Annotated in this window: 17 protein-coding genes and 1 pseudogene; 8 read left to right on the plus strand and 10 right to left on the minus strand. The window is 62.0% G+C overall.

The window, feature by feature from the left end:
- The 3 genes and pseudogenes from GM909_RS24995 to GM909_RS25005 all read right to left on the minus strand — a co-directional run.
- Positions 1–405, minus strand: a pseudogene (locus GM909_RS24995) (hypothetical protein); the annotation flags it as partial.
- Positions 402–1343, minus strand: coding sequence for an ABC transporter permease (locus GM909_RS25000; RefSeq protein ID WP_157020250.1), 942 nt, complete (start codon positions 1341–1343; stop codon positions 402–404). The gene GM909_RS25000 and the pseudogene GM909_RS24995, both read right to left, overlap by 4 nt.
- A gap of 39 nt (positions 1344–1382) precedes the next feature.
- Complete coding sequence (locus GM909_RS25005; RefSeq protein ID WP_157020251.1) at positions 1383–2513, minus strand: C45 family autoproteolytic acyltransferase/hydolase; 1131 nt, start codon at positions 2511–2513, stop codon at positions 1383–1385.
- Positions 2514–2645: 132 nt separating this feature from the next.
- On the opposite strand from GM909_RS25005, the gene GM909_RS25010 reads away from it, so the two are divergent.
- The gene (locus tag GM909_RS25010; RefSeq protein ID WP_157020252.1) at positions 2646–3599 is read left to right on the plus strand and encodes a GntR family transcriptional regulator; all 954 of its coding nucleotides are present in this window, start codon (positions 2646–2648) and stop codon (positions 3597–3599) included.
- Here GM909_RS25010 and GM909_RS25015 read toward each other — a convergent pair.
- Positions 3583–5232, minus strand: a complete 1650-nt coding sequence (locus GM909_RS25015) for an amidohydrolase (RefSeq protein WP_157020253.1) — start codon at positions 5230–5232, stop codon at positions 3583–3585. The two genes, GM909_RS25010 and GM909_RS25015, sit on opposite strands and share 17 nt — an antisense overlap.
- Positions 5233–5687: 455 nt before the next feature.
- Here GM909_RS25015 and GM909_RS25020 point away from each other — a divergent pair, with 455 nt between their 5' ends.
- From GM909_RS25020 to GM909_RS25050, 7 genes are all read left to right on the plus strand, one after another.
- On the plus strand, positions 5688–6974 hold the full coding sequence (locus GM909_RS25020; RefSeq protein ID WP_157020254.1) for an ABC transporter substrate-binding protein: 1287 nt from the start codon (positions 5688–5690) through the stop codon (positions 6972–6974).
- Between the two features lie 96 nt (positions 6975–7070).
- Positions 7071–7928, plus strand: a complete 858-nt coding sequence (locus GM909_RS25025) for a carbohydrate ABC transporter permease (protein WP_328600483.1) — start codon at positions 7071–7073, stop codon at positions 7926–7928.
- A gap of 1 nt (position 7929) precedes the next feature.
- On the plus strand, positions 7930–8787 hold the full coding sequence (locus tag GM909_RS25030; protein WP_157020256.1) for a carbohydrate ABC transporter permease: 858 nt from the start codon (positions 7930–7932) through the stop codon (positions 8785–8787).
- Complete coding sequence (locus tag GM909_RS25035; RefSeq protein ID WP_157020257.1) at positions 8784–9656, plus strand: ROK family protein; 873 nt, start codon at positions 8784–8786, stop codon at positions 9654–9656. Before GM909_RS25030 ends, GM909_RS25035 begins: the two co-directional genes overlap by 4 nt.
- Positions 9653–10393: a GntR family transcriptional regulator gene (locus tag GM909_RS25040; protein WP_157020258.1), complete on the plus strand. Its 741-nt coding sequence runs from the start codon at positions 9653–9655 to the stop codon at positions 10391–10393. The genes GM909_RS25035 and GM909_RS25040 overlap by 4 nt, the downstream gene beginning before the upstream one ends.
- Positions 10394–10420: 27 nt before the next feature.
- Positions 10421–11212, plus strand: coding sequence for a sugar isomerase domain-containing protein (locus GM909_RS25045; protein ID WP_157020259.1), 792 nt, complete (start codon positions 10421–10423; stop codon positions 11210–11212).
- Positions 11213–11271: 59 nt separating this feature from the next.
- Entirely contained in the window at positions 11272–12378 is a 1107-nt protein-coding gene (locus GM909_RS25050) for an ABC transporter ATP-binding protein (RefSeq protein WP_157020260.1), read from the plus strand.
- 259 nt (positions 12379–12637) lie between these two features.
- On the opposite strand, the gene GM909_RS25055 is transcribed toward GM909_RS25050, so the two are convergent.
- The 6 genes from GM909_RS25055 to GM909_RS25080 all read right to left on the minus strand — a co-directional run bounded on the left by GM909_RS25055 (position 12638) and on the right by GM909_RS25080 (position 19785).
- Positions 12638–13672, minus strand: a complete 1035-nt coding sequence (locus GM909_RS25055) for an extracellular solute-binding protein (protein ID WP_157020261.1) — start codon at positions 13670–13672, stop codon at positions 12638–12640.
- A gap of 229 nt (positions 13673–13901) precedes the next feature.
- Entirely contained in the window at positions 13902–14711 is an 810-nt protein-coding gene (locus GM909_RS25060) for an ABC transporter permease (RefSeq protein WP_157020262.1), read from the minus strand.
- Entirely contained in the window at positions 14704–15627 is a 924-nt protein-coding gene (locus GM909_RS25065) for an ABC transporter permease (protein ID WP_157020263.1), read from the minus strand. The genes GM909_RS25060 and GM909_RS25065 overlap by 8 nt, the downstream gene beginning before the upstream one ends.
- Positions 15628–15632: 5 nt before the next feature.
- Complete coding sequence (locus GM909_RS25070; RefSeq protein ID WP_157020264.1) at positions 15633–16733, minus strand: ABC transporter ATP-binding protein; 1101 nt, start codon at positions 16731–16733, stop codon at positions 15633–15635.
- Between the two features lie 133 nt (positions 16734–16866).
- The gene (locus GM909_RS25075) at positions 16867–18534 is read right to left on the minus strand and encodes an amidohydrolase (protein WP_157020265.1); all 1668 of its coding nucleotides are present in this window, start codon (positions 18532–18534) and stop codon (positions 16867–16869) included.
- Positions 18535–19119: 585 nt separating this feature from the next.
- Positions 19120–19785 carry a GntR family transcriptional regulator gene (locus GM909_RS25080; protein ID WP_235912078.1) on the minus strand — a complete coding sequence of 222 codons (666 nt, stop codon included), beginning with the start codon at positions 19783–19785 and terminating at the stop codon, positions 19120–19122.
- Positions 19786–20234 lie beyond the last annotated feature (449 nt).

Consider the following 20234-nt stretch of genomic DNA (forward strand, 5'->3'; position numbering starts at 1 on the left):
TTGGAATTCCGGCCGGAATGAAATTGGAAAGGGTGGCCGGCGATTGTTCGGAATCACTGGCCGGTTTCGTCGGAATGCGCAATCGAGCCATCCGCGCAGAAAACCAGCGAGGACGCCGAAGAAGGTGCCGGTTACGAGAGCAAATGCCACAGTCGAAAAGGAGATGAACGCACTGGTGCGCGCACCGTAGATGAGACGGCTCATCGTATCGCGGCCGAACTCGTCGCTGCCGAGCAGATAATCCGAGCCGATACCGCTCATGCGCGCCGAAAGATCGAGCCGCAGCGGGTCATGCGGCGCGATCCAAGGCGCAAGGAGCGCAAGCAGGATCAACAGGCCCACGATGGTGCAGCCGAAAACGGCGTTGAAACGCACAGTGGGTAAGCCGAGCGCACGCGCTATCATGCCGTTACCCTCGGATCGAGCAGGGGATAGACCAGATCGACGATCAAATTGACCACGACATACATGAAGGCGATGTAGAGCATGCAGCCCTGTACCACGGGATAGTCGCGGGCATAGATGCTATCGACCAGCAGCCGACCGAGGCCGGGAATGGTAAACACGGTCTCGATGACGGCTATGTTGGCGAGCAGGCTGCCGAGGATAAGGCCGATCAGCGTCCAAGTGGGAGCAAACGCGTTCTTGAAGGCATGGCGCCACATCACGGCCGGCTCGGACAGTCCCTTGGCACGGGCATGGGTTATGTATTCGAGGCGCGTCACCTCGATTGTGCTGGCGCGTGCCATTCGCACGAGGGACCCGGATTCGACCAGGACGAGCGTCACCACGGGCAGAATAATGTAGACGAGAGCCGAGACGAAATCGCGGCTGAAGGGCACATAGCCGACGATCGGCAGCCAGCCAAGCCAGAGTCCGAAGATCATAAGGAGCATGAGGCCGAGCCAGAAGCTCGGTATCGACAGCAGCATGGTGGCGATCGCCACGACCGAGACATCGGTCAGCTTGTCCTGGCGCCACGCGGCCATCATGCCGGCCGGCACGGCGATGATCGTTGCAAACACGATGGCGGCAAACACGATGGACCCGGAAACGAGAAACCGGTCCCAAATGAGCGACAACACCTTCTGGCCGGTCGAGATCGAGTTCCCGAAATCGCCGGTCAGCACGTTTCCGAGCCAGACGAGATACTGGATGACCACCGGCTGATCGAGGCCCATGCGTTGCCGCATGGCTTCAATCTGACCGGGTTGCGCTAAATCTCCGAGCATCAGCGATGCCGGGTCGCCCGGTATCATCCGCATCAGCACGAAGATCGTCAGCGATACGATGATCATCGTGGGGATGGCGCTGAGCATCCGGGTAATCAGAAACTTGCCCATGCCTGCCTTTCACAATTGTGAGCGTGCCGATGTCGAGCGTCAGGCCGCGCGACTGGCCCTGTCGGTCTCCATCTCCAATTCATAGCGTGTGAAGTTGCGGTTGGTCGCCGGAAGCGGTGCGATCTCCATGAAGCCGCCCGCGGGATCCATAACGATCATTGCCACCGTTGCCGAAAGATTGCCGCCGTTGCCCCGCAGCGGCGGCCGGCAGACACAGTACGGTAACGCGAAATCGTCGAAGAGCGCTGACTTGAGGTCTTCGATGGTGGATTTTCCGATGTGCGCCATCAGCAGCTTGCGTACCCGGACATCGCGGTAGAGGCTGTCGGGTACGGCGGCGAGCCCCGTCTCCCTCAGCTTCGACAGAGCAGTTGCGCTTTGCCAATGATTGGCATGAACCAGAAGGCCATCGCGAGGATGAATTGCGAAGCTCTCGTCCGGTGCGCATTCGAGATCTATGGCATAGCCTTCGACCGTGCTCAGCATCATGTTATTGGAGCCGGATTTCGGCGTGGTCGCCACCACCTTGAGGGCATGTGCGAAATGCTCCGCTTCGAGCGCGCGCCGCCGGATGAACGGGAGCGGAATTCCAAGCTCCCGATAGTCGCGGTCGCATTCGAGGTAGTTCGCCGTGATGGCGATGCCGACGGCATTGAAGCCGCTGCGGGCAAGCCCGCCGGCTTCGGTAAAGGTGAGAAGGTCCGGTCCATCGTCGCGCCTGAGGCGCAGGACGACCGAGGTTTCGGCGCATTCGGCCTTCCAATCCCAGTTCTGACCATGAAGCAGGCGGCCATCTTGCGTCGCCTCGGGCAGCACCACCGCGCCGGTGCACCCGTCCGGGTCGTCCTCTGCAATCTCCTTTTCGCGCCGCGCAAGTTGAAGGATCTCGGTGCGCGCATTGACAAGCACGACTGAGCTGAGTTCGAGCCCAGCACCCTCGGCTATGCCTTCCATTTCATCGACAAGGTCAGGTGCCCACTGGCGCAGTCGCGGCTCGAAATGCCGCGCGAACCTCACGATGTCCGTTCTATCGAATCCGAGTCGCCCCAGATTGGACGCATAGAGATCAACGGACCCGTGGATGCGTTCGCGAGCCTGCTCGCCATAGGAGCGCCCTCTCAGGCGTGGAGTGCCGCTGATCTCTATCAACGGAAATGGCTGGGACGTCATCTTATGGATTTCCTAGGTTGCCATACCGATAGCTTAGTGCATTTTGCGCAAATGAAAAGCAATAATTTCGCCATTTTAGCTGCTGGTAGCTGACTCTCCGTGGATGTATAATGCCGTTTTCGGCAGGGTTCCATGGACGCAAGACGGCAGGAAACGCAGGCGCGGGGTGAGACGGCCAGCCCGCTGCAGATCGATCTGGCACGCCGGATACTGGAGCGCATGCGCGATTCGGGGGCCGGCGAGGGCACCAGAATCTCGGCCCCGGAACTGGCGCGCGCCTTCGGGGTCTCGCGGTCTCCAGTCAGTGCCGCGCTTGAATTGCTGATGAGGCAAGGTGTTTTGAAGCCAATGCCAACCAGAGGCCTTCAGGTGGCACGCGACCTCTCCGATATCGTTCCCCATGCGCTCCTGCCGCGGTCGCCGATTGAGGAACTCTACCGTCGCATGATGCGCGAGCGCGCACGCGGTGAACTTCCGCAGGAGGTCTCCGAGGCCGAACTCATGCCGCGGTATGATGTGTCGCGTGGGGTTGTGCGGAAGTTGCTGCTGCGGTTCGCCGCTGAGGGTCTTGTTCAACGGCTCCCGGGACATGGCTGGCGCTTCGTCGACACGCTCGTTGGCGAAGAGGCGTTCAGGGAAAGCTACGAGTTCCGCATGGTGGTCGAATGCGCCGCGCTGCGATCACCCAACTTCAAGGCCAATCCGGCACAGTTGACGCCGATACGCCGTGCCCATGAGCGGGTGCTCAAAGACAATGGTCGGCATGTCGGCGGCGATGAATGGTTCCGCATCAATGCCGGCTTCCACGAGAATCTGGCTGGCTGTTCCGGCAATCGCTTCCTGACCGACGCCGTGCGCCAGCAGAACAATCTGCGGCGGATGCAGGAAGCGGCAGGTTACGACGAACTTCCGGCCAAGCGGATCGAGCAATCCTGCCGCGAACATCTTGCTATTCTCGATGCAGTGGAGGCGGGCGACATGGAATGGTCTGAAGCGCTTTTACGGCAGCATCTGCGCCAGGCCGCTCAGTTCGGACAAGCCGTTGAAGGGGCGAGCGGCAAGCGCAGCTCTACCGCTCGTGCGTGATGCGCCCGCCGGCAACGGTGAGGGCGACATGGAGCGTGTCGATATCCTGCGGATCGGTGGTCTCGATATTGTCGGAAAGCACGACGATGTCGGCCGCCAAGCCGGGTTTCAGCGTGCCGGTGACATGATCCATATGTGCCGCCCAGGCGCCGCCGGCGGTGTAGGCCCGCAGCACCGCGTCGAGGTCGATCCGCTGATCGGTCGCGCCAGCATAAGTCGGCCGCGTCAATGCCGCCTTGATGCCGCGCAGCACCGAAACATCGGCGACCGGCCAGTCGGAGGCGAAGGCCAGATGGGCGCCGGCGTCGCGGAGATCGCGGCACAGATACGCGTCTTTCTGCCGGTCAGGAGCATAGATGTTCATTGTCGGCTCGATCGGGAAGTCCATCGCGCCCGGCGCGTGGGCCGGCTGGAGCGAGGCGGTGATACCGAGCGCACCAAGCCGCGGCACGTCCGTCCCGTCGATCAGTTCGATATGCTCGATGCGGTGGCGGCTGATGCGCCTGCCATTGGCTTTTTGTGCCGCTTCCATGCCGTCGATCGTCGTGCGCACCGCGCCGTCGCCGATCGCGTGGACGGCAATCTGCATGCCGCGCCGATCGACCTCCGTCGCAACCTCGGCAAAACGCCGGGGCGAGAACAATGGCTCGGCGCGATGTCCGGGATGTCCCGGATAGTCGTTCAGCATATAGGCGGTGCGGCTGTCGACGACACCGTCCATAAAGAACTTGACGAAGCCGGAAGACAGCCATTCGTCGTCGAACTCTCTACGCATGGCTTCGGCGCGCTCGAGTTCGGACGACTCCATATCCGGCTTGAAATGGAACGGAACCTTCACACGCGCCGTCAGCCCGCCTTCTTGGCGTATCCTGGCGAGCAGCGTCAGCGTATAGAGGTTGCCGTCCATGTTGACGATGCTGGTGATGCCATGTGCTGCGCAATGGGCGAGACCCTTGGCGACCTTCGCCCGGTCGATCGCCTGCTCGGCATCGCCGGGCCACGGATCCGGTTCGCCGCCGGTGGCGATGCCTAGGTGCAGCCGGGCCTCGCCGCCAAGCGCGATGACAGGGGCGAAGGCCTCGAATTCGCGCAGTTCGCCGGTGGCCTGGTCGTCCTCGCCCAAGACCACCTCATGGCCGTGCGGCATGGCCGCCCCGTGGAGGAGGCCGGCCGCCTCGAGTGCGGCGGTGTTTGCCCAGACAGTGTGGTGGTCGGCCGCCATGATGGCAATGGGCCTGTCGGCAAGCACGGCGTCCAGGTCGGCGCGTGTTGTGGGATGGTCGAATATGTCGTAGCCGGCACCCTGCGCCATCAGGATCGGCGTATCCGGATTGGCGGCCGAATAGGTGGCGAAAGCATCCCGCATTGCAGCAAGTCCGCTCACGCCGCCAATGTGAAGCTGGGCGAGTTCGGCACCGCCCAGGACGAGATGAAGATGGCTTTCGACAAAGCCCGGCAGGACAGTAGCTTTCCCGGCGTCGATCACTTTCGTGGCGGGACCGGCGAGGGCCGAGATCTCGCCGCGCGTGCCGATGGCGGTGATCTTCTCGCCCACCGTGGCGACGCCGCCTTCTCGCGGATGGCCAGGGTCCATGGTGAGAACGGTTCCCAGCAGGATCATGTCCGGATACATCGCTCACCTCTTTGTTTCGAATCACAAGAAGCCTCACCAAAGCAAATCTGCACGCAGCCTGACAATCGCGTCTCGAGTGGCAGGGCAGATTCCCCGTCTCTTTCCGGCGGCACGGCCAAGTCCATTCTATATGTCATGCCGGGATCGGCTCTTCGGGCCCCGGAGCTGATGAAGTCCCAGCAAAGTGTGTCCTGGAGCCCAAGAAACCCGCGCCTCTCATTCCCGGAGCGCGGCAGCGGCCTCCATTGCCAACGGCCCGAACCGGTCGCGAAATTCCTGTTCCCGCCACTCCGAGAGTGAGCCAGCGATATGCACTGCCCAGGCGAGGCCTCGGCGGTCTCACCGCGAAACGCATCTTTGCGAAGCAGGCAATTTACATGGAATAGATTATGTTGTTATAACCTATTTGCAACATAGAACCACCAATCGTCGACATTGAGGGAGGGAGAACGCAGATGAACGCAGTTTCGAGGTTCTGGATTGCCGCGGCCGCGGCGGCCGCCTTGTCACCCCTGACGGCGCAGGCCGAGGAGGTGCGTCTGACCTACCTGACCCACTGGGCGCCCGATACAGTGGCGCTGCTCGAGGAGGCAGCCAACGCCTATACGGCGGATCACCCCGACGTCTCGATTTCGGTTCGCGCCGTTCCCTTCGGCGATCTGCTCACGACGATACGTTCGGGCGGCAGCGATGGCCCCACCATCGCCAGCATCTATGATCTTTGGCTGCCCGCGCTGGCGAAGGACGGCCTCGTGGCGCCGGCGCCGGAACCTGTTGCAGAGGAGGTCACGTCCGAATGGCCGGCGGGCATCGCGGCGGCGGCGAGCGTGAATGGGCAGGTCTACGGCATTCCCAATGAAATCAACGTCTATGCGCTGAATTACAACAAAAGACTGTTCGAAGAGGCCGGCATTGCCGAACCGCCCAGGACCTGGCAGGAGCTGGAGGATGCGGCAGCCAAACTGACCGATGAGGCGTCCGGCCGGCAGGGCTTCGGCATGATCAACTCCTGGGCGGCGGGCGTGGACCATCCTTTCGCCTCGCTGCTGGTCTCGAATGGCGGTCAGCTGATCGCCGATGGCAAGCCGCAGATCGACAGCGAGGCGGCTCTGGAAACCTTCAAGCTTTACCAGACGATGGTCGAGAAAGGCTATTCGGTGCCCGCGATGGGTACGTCCGACGCGAACACCACTGGCCCTTTCCTCGACAATTTCGTCTCCGGCAAGACCGGCATGATCATCATGGCGAACTGGTGGGAGAGCGCATTGAAGGGCGGCATGGGCGCCGACTTCGGGAATGTCGGCACGGCGCCGATCCCGGTCGGGCCAAGCGGCGAGACCGCGCGCTCGATTTCCTATTCCTGGCTTACCGTCGTGAATGCCGGTGGCGGCGCGGCGCAGCAGGAAGCCGCGTGGGATTTCCTGGCTTGGTTGAACGGACCTGAATCGGGCGAGAATGGTGCTTCGGCCATGGCCGGCATCCTGCAGTCCATGGGCATCCTGCCTTCGCGCAGTTCTGACGTTGAAGCCTATGCCGACGCACTCGGACGTCCCTTCCTCGAAGGATATGTCTCGACGCTGGCCAATGCGCAAGGCTTCCCGATCGTGCTTGGCGGCCAGGAATTCTCCGAGGCGCTGCAGCAGGTCATCGAACAGCTCCAATACGGGCAGATCACGGCGGAGGAGGCGCAGGCAAACGCGCAGGCCGACGCGGCGTCCATCCTCGAACGCGCCTCGCGCTAGTCTTCAATCCCGGCCGGCATGTCCCTTGCAAGGGGCGGGCCGGCGTTTGCTTCGATCGATCCGATGACCCGTTCCCGATCCGGCTCACCATGGTTGATGCTGACGCCTGCTGTCTCCGTGATCGCAGTATTCATCTTCGTTCCCATGGCGCTGACGATCTGGCTCTCCTTCCACGAGTGGTCCACGCAGACGGGCTTCGGCGCCGCCCGTTATGTCGGGCTGCGCAACTATGAGGATCTCTTCGGGCCTATCTCGGTCGGGCGTGATTTCCAACGCGCCTTCCTCAACACGGCGAACTATACGGCGCTCTCCGTCCTGATCATCTTGCCGCTTTCGGTGCTTTTCGGCCTGATGGTGCATCAAAGACGCGTCGCCGGCGGCCATGTGCTGCGCGCCATCCTGTTCTCCACCTACATGGTGCCCATGATCGCGGTGGCGCTGGTGTGGTCGAAGCTCTATTCGCCCACGGAAGGGCCGATCAACCAGGTCCTGTCCTGGATCGGCATCGGGCCTCAGCCTTGGCTTTCATCACCCGACACCGCGCTGTTCTCGATCGTCATTCTCAATGTCTGGCAGCAGATCGGCTATTTCACCGTCCTTGTCATTGCGGGCCTGACGCAGATTTCCCCGTCCCTCTACGAAGCGGCACGGATCGACGGCGCCAATCGCATCCAGGAATTCTTCGGCGTCACGCTGCCCCTGTTGCGGCGCACGTTGCTCTTCAGCGCCGTCATTGCCGTCATCAATGCCGTGCAGGTGTTCGAACCGGTGGCGCTGATCACGCAGGGCGGTCCCGCCAACGCTACGAACGTGCTGACATTCCACATCCGCCGCGTCGGCATCGAGCGCGCGCAAGGCGGGCTGGGCTCGGCCATGGCAGTCATGCTGATGCTTTCGCTGATCGTGATCATCGCACTGCTCTTTGCGACGGCGCGGCAGAAGGAGGAGCGTTGACATGATCGGAAGATCGATCCTCCGCGGTCCGCGCCCCGGCGAAGCCGGCGCGTTCCTGCTGGTCGTTATCATAGCAGTCGCAGTGATCGCAGCCTTTCCGCTTTTCTGGATGGTGCTTTCGAGCCTCAAGACGCCGGCCGAAAGCATGCAGACGCCGCCTGTCTGGTTCCCGAGCACACCCAACCTCGATGCCTTTTCGGAAGTGGCGGAGGTGATTGATGCGCGAAGATCGTTCCTGAACTCGTTCATCATCGCGACGACCACGACGGCCGGCATCCTGATCACGTCGCTGATGGCGGGCTACGCCTTTGCGAAATACCGATTTGGCGGCCGCGACTGGCTGTTCGCCCTGGTGATCGCCACGATGTTTCTGCCCCCCATCGTGACGTTGATCCCGTTGTACAGGCTTGTAACCTCCATGGGCTTCAATGCCAGCCTTGTCGGAGTGATCGTCCCGCATCTCGCAAATGCCTTCGGCATCTTCCTCATGCGCCAGTTCATCGCCGGGGTGCCAGACGATCTGATTGACGCGGCGCGCGTGGATGGCGCGTCGGAATTGCGCATCGTCCTTTCTGTCGTGGCGCCGGCCGTCGCGCCCGCCCTTGCGGCCCTGGCGCTTTTCGCATTCGTGTACCACTGGAACACCTATCTCTGGCCGCTCACGGTTTTGCAGGGCAACACCGACGGCTATCCGATCGTCCTGAGCCTCGGCCGCCTGTTGAGCTACAATCGCGGCGCAATGAACACCGGTCTGGTGATGGCGGGGGCGACACTGGCCGTGTTGCCGCCGCTCGTGCTGTTCGTTTTCCTGCAACGCTTCTTCGTGGATTCGATCGTCGGTGCGGGGGTGAAAGGATGAGTGCGCTGGCTCTCGATCTCGGCGGCACCAATCTGCGCGCCGGGCTGGTTGGTGGCGCAGCAACGGAGCCGAAGCCACTCGGGCACTGGCAGGCGCCACGAAGCCTCGACGCTTTCCGCAACCGTATCGCGGCGCTCCTGTCCGAGCACGGCACGAGCGAAGTCGGCATTGCAATCCCTGGCCTGGCGAGCGGAAGCATGTGCCTGTGGGTTCCCAACCTGCCATTCCTCGACGGCGTGGATCTCACCCAGCTCTTCCCTGGCGTGCGCGTGACGCTCGGCAACGATGCGCATTTTTCCCTGCTGGCCGAAGCTGCGGACGGTGCGGCGCGCGACTGCCGCAACGCCATCCTGCTTGCAATTGGAACCGGCATCGGCTCGGCCGTTCTGGCCGACGGCCGCATTCTCAAGGGGGAGGGCGGGGCGGCCATCTCCTTCGGCTGGGCCTGCGCCGATCCGCACGATTCCGGCGACGATGCGCATGGCTGGCTCGAAAGATCGGCTTCCGGGCACGCAATGGATCGCCTCGCAGCCAGTTTGAGCTTGCCTGATGCGATGACGCTGGTGTCTCGGGCACGAGCCGGTGATGAACGGGCGCGCGCCGTGCTGGAACCACCGATGTGTGCATTGGGTGCGGCGCTCGCGGGTGGCGTGGCGCTGACCGGCTCGCCCTGCGTCATCTTGGCGGGTGGCGTGGCCGACAGCCTCGACGTGCTCGGCCCGATGATCCGGCCGGCGCTCCTGCGCCAGTTGCCGCCGCACCTGCGCTCGGTTCGCCTTGCTGCGGGCAAATTCGGTTCTCGCTCCGCCCTCGTTGGCGCGGGGCTGGCTGCGCGAGGACATCCGATTTGGTTGGAGGACGGATCATGACCATCAACATCAGGCGCGCCGACCGATCACGTCCCGAACCGCTGTGGCATCAGGCCGAACAGGCGCTACGCGCGCTCATTGCCGACGGAACATGGCCGGACGGTACGCAGCTTCCCAACGAAGGCAAGCTCAGCGAATTGCTCGGCGTAAGCCGGATCACCGTGCGCCATGCCTTGCGCAATATCGAGGAAGCCGGCTTGCTGCGGCGCGAGCACGGCCGTGGCACGTTCGTGCGCACTTCGACCGTCACCGCCGGTGTGCGCGGCCTGACCAGTTTCACGCAGGAGATGGCCGACCGCGGGCTGGTGGTCGGATCGCGCGTCCTGGAGATGGTCGAACTGCCGGCCTCGGACGATGTCGCTGCCGCGCTGGAAATTGCGGAAGGAGACGCCGTCGTGAAGGTGCGGCGGCTGCGAGCGGGCAACAACCTGCCGATCGGCATCCAGACTGCCTTCCTGCCGTCCGCTCGCGTGCCTGGCTTCCTGGGGATCGGGCAGGTGGTGCCCTCGCTCTACGAGGACTTGCGCAATCGGTTCGGCATTTCCCCCATGGAGGCACGCGAGATCTATCGTGTCGGAACGGTTTCGGCCGACGATGCCGGACTGCTCGAAGTTGCGGCGGGCAGCCCCGCCTTCATCGTGCAGCGCATCACCTCGGATGCACAGGGACCCTTCGAATTCACAGTCTCCACCATGCGCGGCGACCGCTATGAAATACGGTCACGGCTCCACCTGTAACCCTCAGTGAAAGGCAAATCCCCTACCATGTCATCCCTCTATATCAGCCGCCTCCTCCAGATCGCAGAACGCGCAGCCCGTGAAAACGAAGACGCTTTCGACAAGGCTGCCTCGGCGCTCTCGGCCACGCTCGAGAAGGAAGGCCTCATCCATCTCTTCGGATCGGGCCATTCGGTCCTGCCTGCGCAGGAGACCTTTCCCCGCTACGGCAGCTATGTCGGTTTCAATCCGCTGACCGATCCGCGCGTGATGTGGCACAACGTGCTGGGCGCGGGCGGCGTGCGAGAACTCCTGTGGCTCGAGCGCACCGAGCGTTATGCGGAGAAATTCCTCGATCATCAGCCGCTCAATCCCGGCGACAGCATCGTCATTTTCGGCCACAGCGGCCGGAATGCTTCGGGCATCGATACGGCCCTGTATGCCAAGAAGCGCGGCATGACGGTCGTTGCGATTACCGCGAAGTCCAATCTCGACAAACCGGCGACGCACTCCTCCGGCATGCGCCTGGCCGATGCCGCCGACATCGTGATCGATACATGCGCGCCGATCGAGGATGCGATCGTCCCCGTCGAAGGCTGGTCACGGCCGGTCGCGGGATCGTCCACCGTGCTTGCCATGACGATGATGCACGAACTCGTCGCGCGCACGGCCCAGGCGCTTGCCGACAAGGGCATCGAACTTCCGACCTTCGCCTCGCCCACCATTGCGGGCGTCACGCTGCACGACACCGATCAGATCTATGGCGTCTACCGCGAGCGCATCATCCAGGCGCAGGGAAAGCACCTCGACTTCTTCAAGCAGCGCATGAACGGAGAGTGATCTCCGATCGGGCGCGCTGGCTCGCGCGCCCGCTTGCGGACGTCAGCAGGGAAGCCCGCATGGCCACGCTACAGCTCGAAAAAATAACGAAGTCCTTTGGCCCGATCGAGGTCATCAAGGCCGTCGACCTTGAAGTGACGAATGGGGAGTTCATCGTCTTTGTCGGACCGTCCGGTTGCGGAAAGTCGACTTTGCTTCGCATGATCGCCGGATTGGAAGAGGCAACATCCGGAACGATCCGGATCGACGGCGAAATCTGCAACGACAAGCCGCCGAAAGAGCGCGGCATCGCCATGGTGTTTCAGTCCTATGCGCTCTATCCGCACAAGACGGCCTATCAGAACATGGCCTTCTCACTGAAACTGTCGCGGCGGCCAAAGGCCGAGATCGACGCGAGGATACGCGATGCAGCGCGAATTCTCGAGATGGAGCACCTTCTCGACCGACGCCCGCACCAACTCTCCGGCGGCCAGAGGCAGCGGGTCGCGATCGGTCGTGCCATCGTGCGGCATCCGAAAGTATTCCTGTTCGACGAACCGCTCTCCAACCTGGACGCAGCACTGCGGGTTTCCATGCGCCGCGAGATCGCGCGGCTGCATACCGACTTGCAGGCGACGATGATCTACGTCACCCACGACCAGGTGGAAGCCATGACCCTGGCCGACCGCATCGTCGTGCTTGAAGGTGGTGCCGTCCGCCAGGTGGGGACGCCGATGGAGCTTTATCATCACCCGGCCAACCTGTTCGTAGCGGGCTTCATCGGCTCGCCTCGAATGAACTTCGTCGAAGGCCGCATTGCGCACATCCGCAAGGGCGGGGTCACGGTTTCGACGATCGATTTCGACACCGTGGACGTTCCGTTGGCCGATACATGCTGCACCCGGCAAGGCGCAGCCGTCACGCTTGGCCTGCGTCCGGAAGGATTCATCGTCTCGGCAACGTCGGATGTCGGTACGGCAGCTTCCGTGCGACTGGTCGAGCAACTCGGAGACGAAACACTCATCGAAGCCATGACCGCCGGCGGGCAGAGCTTGGTCGTCAAGGCTGCGCCCTCCCTGAATGTCGCCGTCGGCGAGCCGATCAACCTGAACATGAATCCTGCCGAACTGCATCTCTTTGATGAGGCAGGTCAGGCGTTGCCGCGTGCGTCCGCGAAGACGGGCTGAAAGCCGCATGATCGCGGGTCCGGCGAGTATTTTGGCAGGAACCAGGAGCCGCGCCGATTGACGGCTTCCACGGCACGGGGGCTTCTACGGACGTTGAGATTGTCGAGAATGACGACGTCGCCGGGCTCGAGAGACGGCGCCAGTTGCGTGCGCACGTTGTAGACGTCGAAAGCCGCCCATCCATGGCGCTCAATGATTGATATGGATAGGGCTCCACGCCCCGGGCAGTCGCGACCGCCCGGGGTGTTGCTGCGCCAGCTTACTTCAAGAGCTCGGTCCAGATCCTGGTATAGAGCTGCTGGACCTTGGGCGGGCAGGCGAGATTGAACTTGCCGGCGGCCTTGAACTCCTCGGGAATGTTGACCTCGGGCGCGTCCTTCATGTCTTCGGGCATGAATTCTTCCGAGCCCTTGATGCCGTTGGCGTAGCGGGCGAAGGCGGAGATCATCGCCGCGTTTTCCGGCTCCATAACGAAGTTCATGAACAGCTTGGCGTTCTCGACGTTCTTGGCATCGGCCAGGATCGACAGATTGTCCATCCACACCGGATATCCCTCTTTCGGGTAGCCATAGATGATATCTGAGTTCAACAGGCGGGAGCGGAAGGACGACCCGTTCCAGTTGACGCCGGCGGCGATATCTCCCTTCTCGTAATCCTCTATGTTGCCGTAATCCATCGAGATCCATTTGGATTTCGCCGCCTGAAGCGTGTCGCGCACCTTCTTGAGGATTTCGAGATCGCCAGTGCAGGGCTCGCCGCCGGCATAGCTGACGGCCAGATGCATGACGTCCGACATCTCCGGCACGACATTGATCTTGCCGGCAAGCTCGTCGGGCGGGTCGAGAAAGATGGCGGAGGTGTTGGGATCGCCGGAATAGACGGATTTGTTCACCGTGATTCCGGTCGTCCCCCACTGCCATGGTACGGAATAGTGCCGGCCCGGGTCGAAGGGCACGTCGACCCAGCGCGGATCGATGTTCTTGAAATTCTCCATCTGGTCCGGACGGGCTTCGAACAGGAGCCCCTCATCGATCCAGATGTTCATCACGCTGGCCGACGGAACCACCATATCGAAGCCGTGCCCCCCCTGGCGCACCTTGGCGAGCGCGGTGTCGTTGGAATCGTAGTCCGTGATGGTGACTTCGACGTCGTAGGCCTTCTCGAACTTCTCGATGAGTTCGGGACTGGTGTAGTTGCCCCAATTATAGATGTTGAGTTCGCCGGCGGCGTGCGCCTGACCGGTCGTGCACAGCAAGGCGAGGCCGATCGCCATTGCGCCAGGTTTCCAAGTCATTTCCATTCTCCCATGTTTTGAATTCCCCTGGAGCTCCGGTTCCCACTTCTCCTGGAATCGCCTTTAGTGGTTCGTTTCCGGAATTTGCATCCCCTTTGTATCAGTTCGGAGGGCATATGTTGGAAACGTGGGAACCACCACCAAGTCTATGATTCTAGTGGAACTTTTGAATCTGGCATTCAATCTCGGGGTCGGCATCGAGTGAGCATGGAATGTCAAATATGCTCCACTAGGATCTCTTCCTGCTGACAAAGAAGAAGATAGTCACGATCGCGATGGACAGCAGCAGGAACACTGTCGAGATCGCATTCATTTCCGGGGTCACGACGCGCCGCAACTGGCCGAGCATGTAGGTCGGCAGCGTGTCCTGCCCCCCCGATTTGACGAATTCGGTGATGACCACGTCGTCCAGCGAGATGACGAAGGCGAGCATCAGACCGGCCAGAATACCCGGCCACAGGAGCGGCAGGGTGACCCGGCGGAAGGCTTGCCAGGGCGAGGCATAGAGGTCGGCGGCCGCGGTCTCCAGCGACAGATCCATGGTTTCCAGACGTGCCCTGATCGGCAGATAGGCGAACGGGATGCAGAAGGCCGTATGGGCCGCGATGAGATAACCCAGGCCCGAATAGCCGGTGGCAACCTTGATGCGCGAGAAGAAGATCAGAAGTGCGACGGCGACTACGATTTCCGGCACCATCAGCGGCATGTTGATGAACGCGTATTTGGCATTGAGGCCTCGATAGGGACGCGTGCGTGTCGTTGCGATCGCGGCCATCGTCGCAACAGCCGTGGCGATAACGGCCGCACAGGTGGCGATCTGGATCGAGCGCAGCGACGCATCGATCACCTTGTCATTGTTCCACGCCGCCTGGAACCAGCGCAGCGATAGTCCCTCCCAAGTGGCGATGGAGGTTCCCGAATTGAACGCGTAAACGACCAGCGTGGCGATCGGCAAATAGAGCAGGAAGAAGCAGGTGAGCGCGATGGTGGGAAAACCCGACTGGTGCCTGACGTCGAAGGCGTGCCGTGACCTAGCCATGGGTGTTTCCTCCCCTGCGGGCAGTGAAATGGATGTACATGAACAGGGCTGCCAGAACGATCGCGAGAAGTGTCATCGACAGCGAGGCCCCCAGCGGCCAGTTGCGGCCCTGGCCGAACTGCAGCTCGATGAAATTGCCCAGCATCAGTTTCACGCCGCCGCCGAGAACCCGCGGCGTCACATAGGCGCCGAGCGAGGGGATGAAGACCAGGATGGAGCCGGCAACGATGCCCGGCTTGGCGAGGGGAATGATGATCCGCCGGAGCACCTTCCAGCGATTGGCGTAGAGATCGTACCCCGCCTCGACGAGGCGGAAATCGATCTTCTCCATGCTGGCATAGAGTGGCAGCACCATGAGCGGGAAATAGACATATGCAAGGCCGAGCAGGATGGCGAAATCGGTATACAACATCTGGATCGGCCGATCGGTGATGCCCGTCCCGGTCAGCAGCGCGTTGACGATGCCCTCGTTGCGGATCACCTCCTGGATGGCGAATGTGCGGATGAGCAGATTCGTCCAGAAGGGAATCGTAATCAGGAAGAGCCAGATTTCACGCGTTCTCTCCGGCCGGGTTGCGATGAAATAGGCGGTTGGAAAGCCCAGAACCAGAGTAAGCAGAGTGGTCATCAGCGACAGCCAGACCGAACGCCAGAAGATCGACAAATGGGCGTCGGCGAAGGACCAGGTGCCATCGAAGATATCGCGTTGGAAGAGCACCGAGATCCAGGCGTCGGGCGAGAATTTCCAGACGACGTCGCCATAATCGCCGGGGGTCAGGAACGAATAGACAAAGACGATTGTCAGTGGCCCGATTGCGCAAAGCGCTATGATGATCAGCGCCGGTGCCGAAAGGAGCCAGCGATCCCTGATGTCTTTGGCTTCGATCCGGCGCGCGATTTCGCTTGCTGTGCCCATCGCGCTCAATCCCTCAATATCTGCGCCGACCCATCGGCCAGTATGATGCCGACAGCGGTGCCTTCGGAGAACTCGTCAACGGATTTGCGGCTGTTCTGACGCCGCACGATGAAGGTCTCGCCTGTCTCCAGCACGACGTGATAAAGGGTATCGGTCCCGAAATAGACGATATTTGCGAGCCTGCCCTTCAGATCGGCCCCGTTGGCATTGGAAACGATCTCGGCATGTTCGGGACGCACGACGACGCTCACCGCACCGTTGAGCTCGCGGTCTTCAGTAAGCAATGCGTGGATCTTTGCGCCACCGGGCAATGCCACCTCCGCCTTGCCGTTGGCGAGCCCAGTGACCTCGGCAGTGAGGAAGTTCGTCTCTCCGATGAAGTCGGCCACGAAGCGCTCTGCCGGCCTGTCATAAATCTGGCGGGGATTGCCGATCTGGAGAATGCGGCCGGAGGACATCACCGCGAGGCGGTCCGACATGGTCAGGGCCTCCTCCTGGTCGTGCGTGACGAAGATGAAGGTGATGCCGGTCTCGTGCTGAAGCCGCTTCAGCTCGATCTGCATATCCTTGCGCAGCTTGTAGTCGAGCGCGGACAGGGGTTCATCGAGGAGGAGCACTTTCGGCTGTGGCGCGAGAGCCCGCGCAAGCGCCACGCGCTGCTGCTGGCCACCGGAAATCTGAGCCGTTTTGCGGTCCCTCAGATGCTCCATCCTGACGAGCGCCAGCATCTCCTCGACGCGCGTGCGGATTGCCGATTTCGGCCGGCCGAGCATCTCCAGTCCGAAGGCGATGTTTTCACCCACGCTCATATGCGGGAACAGTGCATAGCTCTGGAATACGGTGTTCACCGGCCGCTTGTATGGCGGCAGGGGCGCAATGTCCTGGCCGTAGAGCTTGATCTCTCCCTCGGTCGGATAGCTGAACCCCGCAATCAGCCGCAGCAATGTGGTCTTGCCGCAGCCCGAGGGGCCAAGCAATGTGAAGAACTCGTTCTCCCTGATATCGAGGCTGACATCGTCGAGCGCTATGACGGCGTTTTCGCCTGACCCGAATACTTTGCTGACATGGCGGATTTCAATGGTGCTTTTTTCCGGTCGCTCCGGCACGGTCGATACCCCTTTTTAGTTGCCGCGTGTCTTGTCGCGGTCTTGTTGTCATGTCTGCGGTCTTCGGCGGTGCAAAAGATTACCCCAATACACGTGCTGGTTCCTCAGGCCGCGTGCGCGCGTCCCGCAGCCCTTACCGCTCGAATGTCACATGGCCGCCGCAGATCGTAAATTGCGGTCTGAGTTCAATGAGCGCTTCCGGTTCCGTTGCCTCGATGTCGCCGTTGAGAATTACGAGGTCGGCCAGGTAGCCGGGCCGCAGCCGGCCCTTGCGGTGTTCCGCGAACTCCGCATAGGCGCCTTCCACCGTGTAGGCCGCGATCGCTTCGTGCAGCGTGAAGGACTGGTCGGGGAGGTTGTCCGCCCACGGCTTGCGCGTGACCGCGGCGTGGATGCCGGCGATCGGATCGATTGGCGAGACCGGCCAGTCCGAAGCGAAGACGACATGCGCGCCGGTGGCCTTGATCGTGCGCCAGAGATAGGACAGATGCCATCGCTTGCGCCCAATGCGCGACACGGTCGGCTCCAGCGGAAAGCACATGCCGCCTGGCGGATGGGGCGGTTGCATGGAGGCGATGACCCCCAGCTCGCGAAAGCGCGGAATGTCGGGTTCGGTGATCACCTCGACATGCTCGACGCGGTGACGGCTGTCGCGCGCGCCGTTCGACCGGCGCGCCGCCTCGTATCCGTTAAGCACGGTGCGCACGGACCCGTCGCCGATCGCATGGACCGCGATCTGCAGACCGCGCCGGTCGATCTCGGTCGCAAGCGCGGCGAATTCGGCATCGTCGAAATAGGGTTCACCGTGCCAGCCGGGCATGTCGGCATAGGGCTCGACCATGTAGGCCGTGCCGGATTCGAGCACGCCGTCCATGAAAATCTTGACCATGCCCGATTTGACCCAGTCGCCGCGATAACGGCGCGCCATCTCGCTCGCCTTCTCCAGCGCGTCGAGGGTCATCGGCTTCTTGAAATGGAACGGCACCTGCGCGCGCACCGTCAGAGCGCCGTCCTTCTCCAGCGCCGACAGGAGTTCAAGCTGATAGAGATTGCCGTCCATATTGTGGAAGGAGGTGATCCCATGCTCGGCCGCATGAGCGAGCCCGTGGCGCATGGTTGCCTTGTCGGCCTCCCATTCCTCGGGCGTAGGTACCGGATCGGGCTCGCCACCCGTTTCGATCCCCAGCCGTGCCCGGTTTTCGCCTGCGATCCGGACGACGGGCGTCATGGCTTCCGTTTCCCGCAACTCGCCCGTCGCCAACCCGTCGGGCCCCATGACGACCTCGTTGCCCGGATTGACTGTCTTGCCATGCAGGATACCGGCCATCTCGAGCGCCTTGGTGTTGGCCCACATCGTGTGATGATCCGGGGCCACCACGGCGACCGGCCGGTCGGCCACGATGCGGTCGAGATGCAGGCGTGTGAGCGGTTCGTCGTCCGACAGTATCGTGTAGTCGGCGCCCTGGCCCATCAGCAGGACGTCGTCCGGTCGGGCCGCCGCATGAGCCTCGAGGCTCGATCTCAGTGTATCGAACCCCTTCAGTCCGCCAAGTTGCAGGTGGGAGAGTTCCGTCGCGCCGCCAAAAATGTGCAAGTGGCTTTCGATGAAGCCCGGCAGCACCGAATTGCCGCCCGCATCGATCACTTTCGTCCCTGGCCCCTTCAGGGTCTCGATTTCGCTCGCCGTGCCCAGTTCCGAGATTTCGCCATCGGTGATCGCGATCGCTTCTGCGCGGGGATTGGCATCATCCATGGTTATGATGCGCGCATTGGTGACGATCAGTTCGGGGGGCACGGGCATGCAGGGGTTCTCCACGTTCTGGTTGGGCAGTCCGCACCTGCGCTTCGCGATCGGCCGCCTCGTTTCATGCAACTGCCGGTCCGGTGCGATCCGTCATGTCCTGATGTGCGGGTTTCTGGGAAGCGGAACTTGCGCGGGCAACCAGCCATGCGTTGGGCTGAAGCAATTCCTGGAGAAGTGGAAAACGGTTCTCTGTGCGCAATCGCGACAAAGCGAAAGGCCCGATCGGCGCATCGAATCCGTGAAAGTGTGAACCGATCCAATGGGAGCGAGCGGCTCGCCCTATGCGGCAATGGGGCCTGGGCGGCGACAGGAGCCCACGACCGATAACGGTGTGTATGGGCTCCATCATGCCGATCCTGGACGGTCCGCTGCGCCATCGCTGACCCCTCTTTGTGACACTTTTATCCCAATTAGTATCACAAAGTGTCAAGGCCTCAGGGCGCTGGAAATTGACGATTGCGGTGCCTCTTGCTCTCGTTGCAGGGAGGACGAGGATGAATTGGTGTCGATGCCCTTCGGACTCTACGGACGCGAAGCGGGGAAGCGCCGATTGGCTCCAAACAAGCCGCTTTCCAGGTGTTTCTAAGCTGCGTCATGGGACGGTTCGCTTCCAAGGATCCGCCGCATTGCCTCTCGACCGAGCCGGCCGACGCCGTCGCGGATATCGGCCTCGACGGCCATTGTCAGCGCAATCGGGTCGCGGTTGCGCAGGGCCTTCAGGATTTCCTGGTGGCGGTCGACGCGATAGTAGTCGCCGACATAGTTTGCCGCGATCCTCTGAAAGGGGCCGAGCTGCAGCCACAGGCTTTCAACCATCGGCATGACGATCTGTTCGGGATGGGCCGAATAGATGCCGGTATGGAAACGTTGGTTGAGCAGCACCGACGTCTCATGATCCGGGACATTCAGGGCTTCGTCTATGCGCGCGTCGATGCGGCTCAGATCGTCGATCAGCGGTTCCGATATATACGGAAGCGCCCGTTCGGCGGCGTGGCATTCCAGCGTGCAGCGCAGGGCGACCAACTCTTCGAAGCGACGGCCGTTCATTTCGGGAACCATGATGCGCCGGTTTTCGAGCACCGTGACGGCGTGTTCCGAGCTCAGCCGGCGCAGCGCTTCGCGAACCGGCGTGGGGCTGACCTCGAGGGCCTCGACCAGTCCTCTAATCGTTATGGCACGTCCGGGCGCGATGGCGCCGATCATGAGCGAATGGCGTAGCCTCGCATAGGCATATTCCTGCGAGGTCATACGAGGCTGCCGGGGCAACTCCGGCAATTTCAAGGTCTCACGCTCCGCCATGCCGTGTTCCTGCCGGCCGTTATGACGCCAAAATAGCAGCTTGATTCACAATAGAAAGTGATAACATTTCAAAAAAGTGATCACAAAATGAACGTCGCGGAGGCCGTGGATGTGCGCGCATCGACGACGATCGACGGCTTTGAAGACCGCGTTGGATATTGCGCCTGCATGAAGGTTCACGATCCAAGCGGCATATCGCGCCGCAAGCGCATCCCGATCTTGCGGGCGGGAAGGGCTGAACACTCGATTGCACGTGCCTGTTTCGAGCGCCGGGTTCTCAACGATCGCCGTCGGCTCCGGTCGGCTTGTGTCGCGATGCGGGGCCGGGGCCGCGCATGTAATGCAATTCCGGTCGGTAGCCATTGCCGAACATCTGCCGCAGCCTGAACAGAGTCCGT

Origin of the sequence: Mesorhizobium xinjiangense (assembly GCF_009749525.1) — a bacterium.
GTDB classification, from domain to species: domain Bacteria; phylum Pseudomonadota; class Alphaproteobacteria; order Rhizobiales; family Rhizobiaceae; genus Mangrovimarina; species Mangrovimarina xinjiangensis.

What these genes read in the sequence shown, in the direction of transcription:
- GM909_RS25000 (WP_157020250.1), bottom strand. Translation starts at nt 1,343, where the DNA reads ATGGGCAAGTTTCTGATTACCCGGATGCTCAGCGCCATCCCCACGATG.
- GM909_RS25005 (WP_157020251.1), bottom strand. Translation starts at nt 2,513, where the DNA reads ATGACGTCCCAGCCATTTCCGTTGATAGAGATCAGCGGCACTCCACGC.
- GM909_RS25010 (WP_157020252.1), top strand. Translation starts at nt 2,646, where the DNA reads ATGGACGCAAGACGGCAGGAAACGCAGGCGCGGGGTGAGACGGCCAGC.
- GM909_RS25015 (WP_157020253.1), bottom strand. Translation starts at nt 5,232, where the DNA reads ATGTATCCGGACATGATCCTGCTGGGAACCGTTCTCACCATGGACCCT.
- GM909_RS25020 (WP_157020254.1), top strand. Translation starts at nt 5,688, where the DNA reads ATGAACGCAGTTTCGAGGTTCTGGATTGCCGCGGCCGCGGCGGCCGCC.
- GM909_RS25025 (WP_328600483.1), top strand. Translation starts at nt 7,071, where the DNA reads ATGCTGACGCCTGCTGTCTCCGTGATCGCAGTATTCATCTTCGTTCCC.
- GM909_RS25030 (WP_157020256.1), top strand. Translation starts at nt 7,930, where the DNA reads ATGATCGGAAGATCGATCCTCCGCGGTCCGCGCCCCGGCGAAGCCGGC.
- GM909_RS25035 (WP_157020257.1), top strand. Translation starts at nt 8,784, where the DNA reads ATGAGTGCGCTGGCTCTCGATCTCGGCGGCACCAATCTGCGCGCCGGG.
- GM909_RS25040 (WP_157020258.1), top strand. Translation starts at nt 9,653, where the DNA reads ATGACCATCAACATCAGGCGCGCCGACCGATCACGTCCCGAACCGCTG.
- GM909_RS25045 (WP_157020259.1), top strand. Translation starts at nt 10,421, where the DNA reads ATGTCATCCCTCTATATCAGCCGCCTCCTCCAGATCGCAGAACGCGCA.
- GM909_RS25050 (WP_157020260.1), top strand. Translation starts at nt 11,272, where the DNA reads ATGGCCACGCTACAGCTCGAAAAAATAACGAAGTCCTTTGGCCCGATC.
- GM909_RS25055 (WP_157020261.1), bottom strand. Translation starts at nt 13,672, where the DNA reads ATGACTTGGAAACCTGGCGCAATGGCGATCGGCCTCGCCTTGCTGTGC.
- GM909_RS25060 (WP_157020262.1), bottom strand. Translation starts at nt 14,711, where the DNA reads ATGGCTAGGTCACGGCACGCCTTCGACGTCAGGCACCAGTCGGGTTTT.
- GM909_RS25065 (WP_157020263.1), bottom strand. Translation starts at nt 15,627, where the DNA reads ATGGGCACAGCAAGCGAAATCGCGCGCCGGATCGAAGCCAAAGACATC.
- GM909_RS25075 (WP_157020265.1), bottom strand. Translation starts at nt 18,534, where the DNA reads ATGCCCGTGCCCCCCGAACTGATCGTCACCAATGCGCGCATCATAACC.
- GM909_RS25080 (WP_235912078.1), bottom strand. Translation starts at nt 19,785, where the DNA reads ATGACCTCGCAGGAATATGCCTATGCGAGGCTACGCCATTCGCTCATG.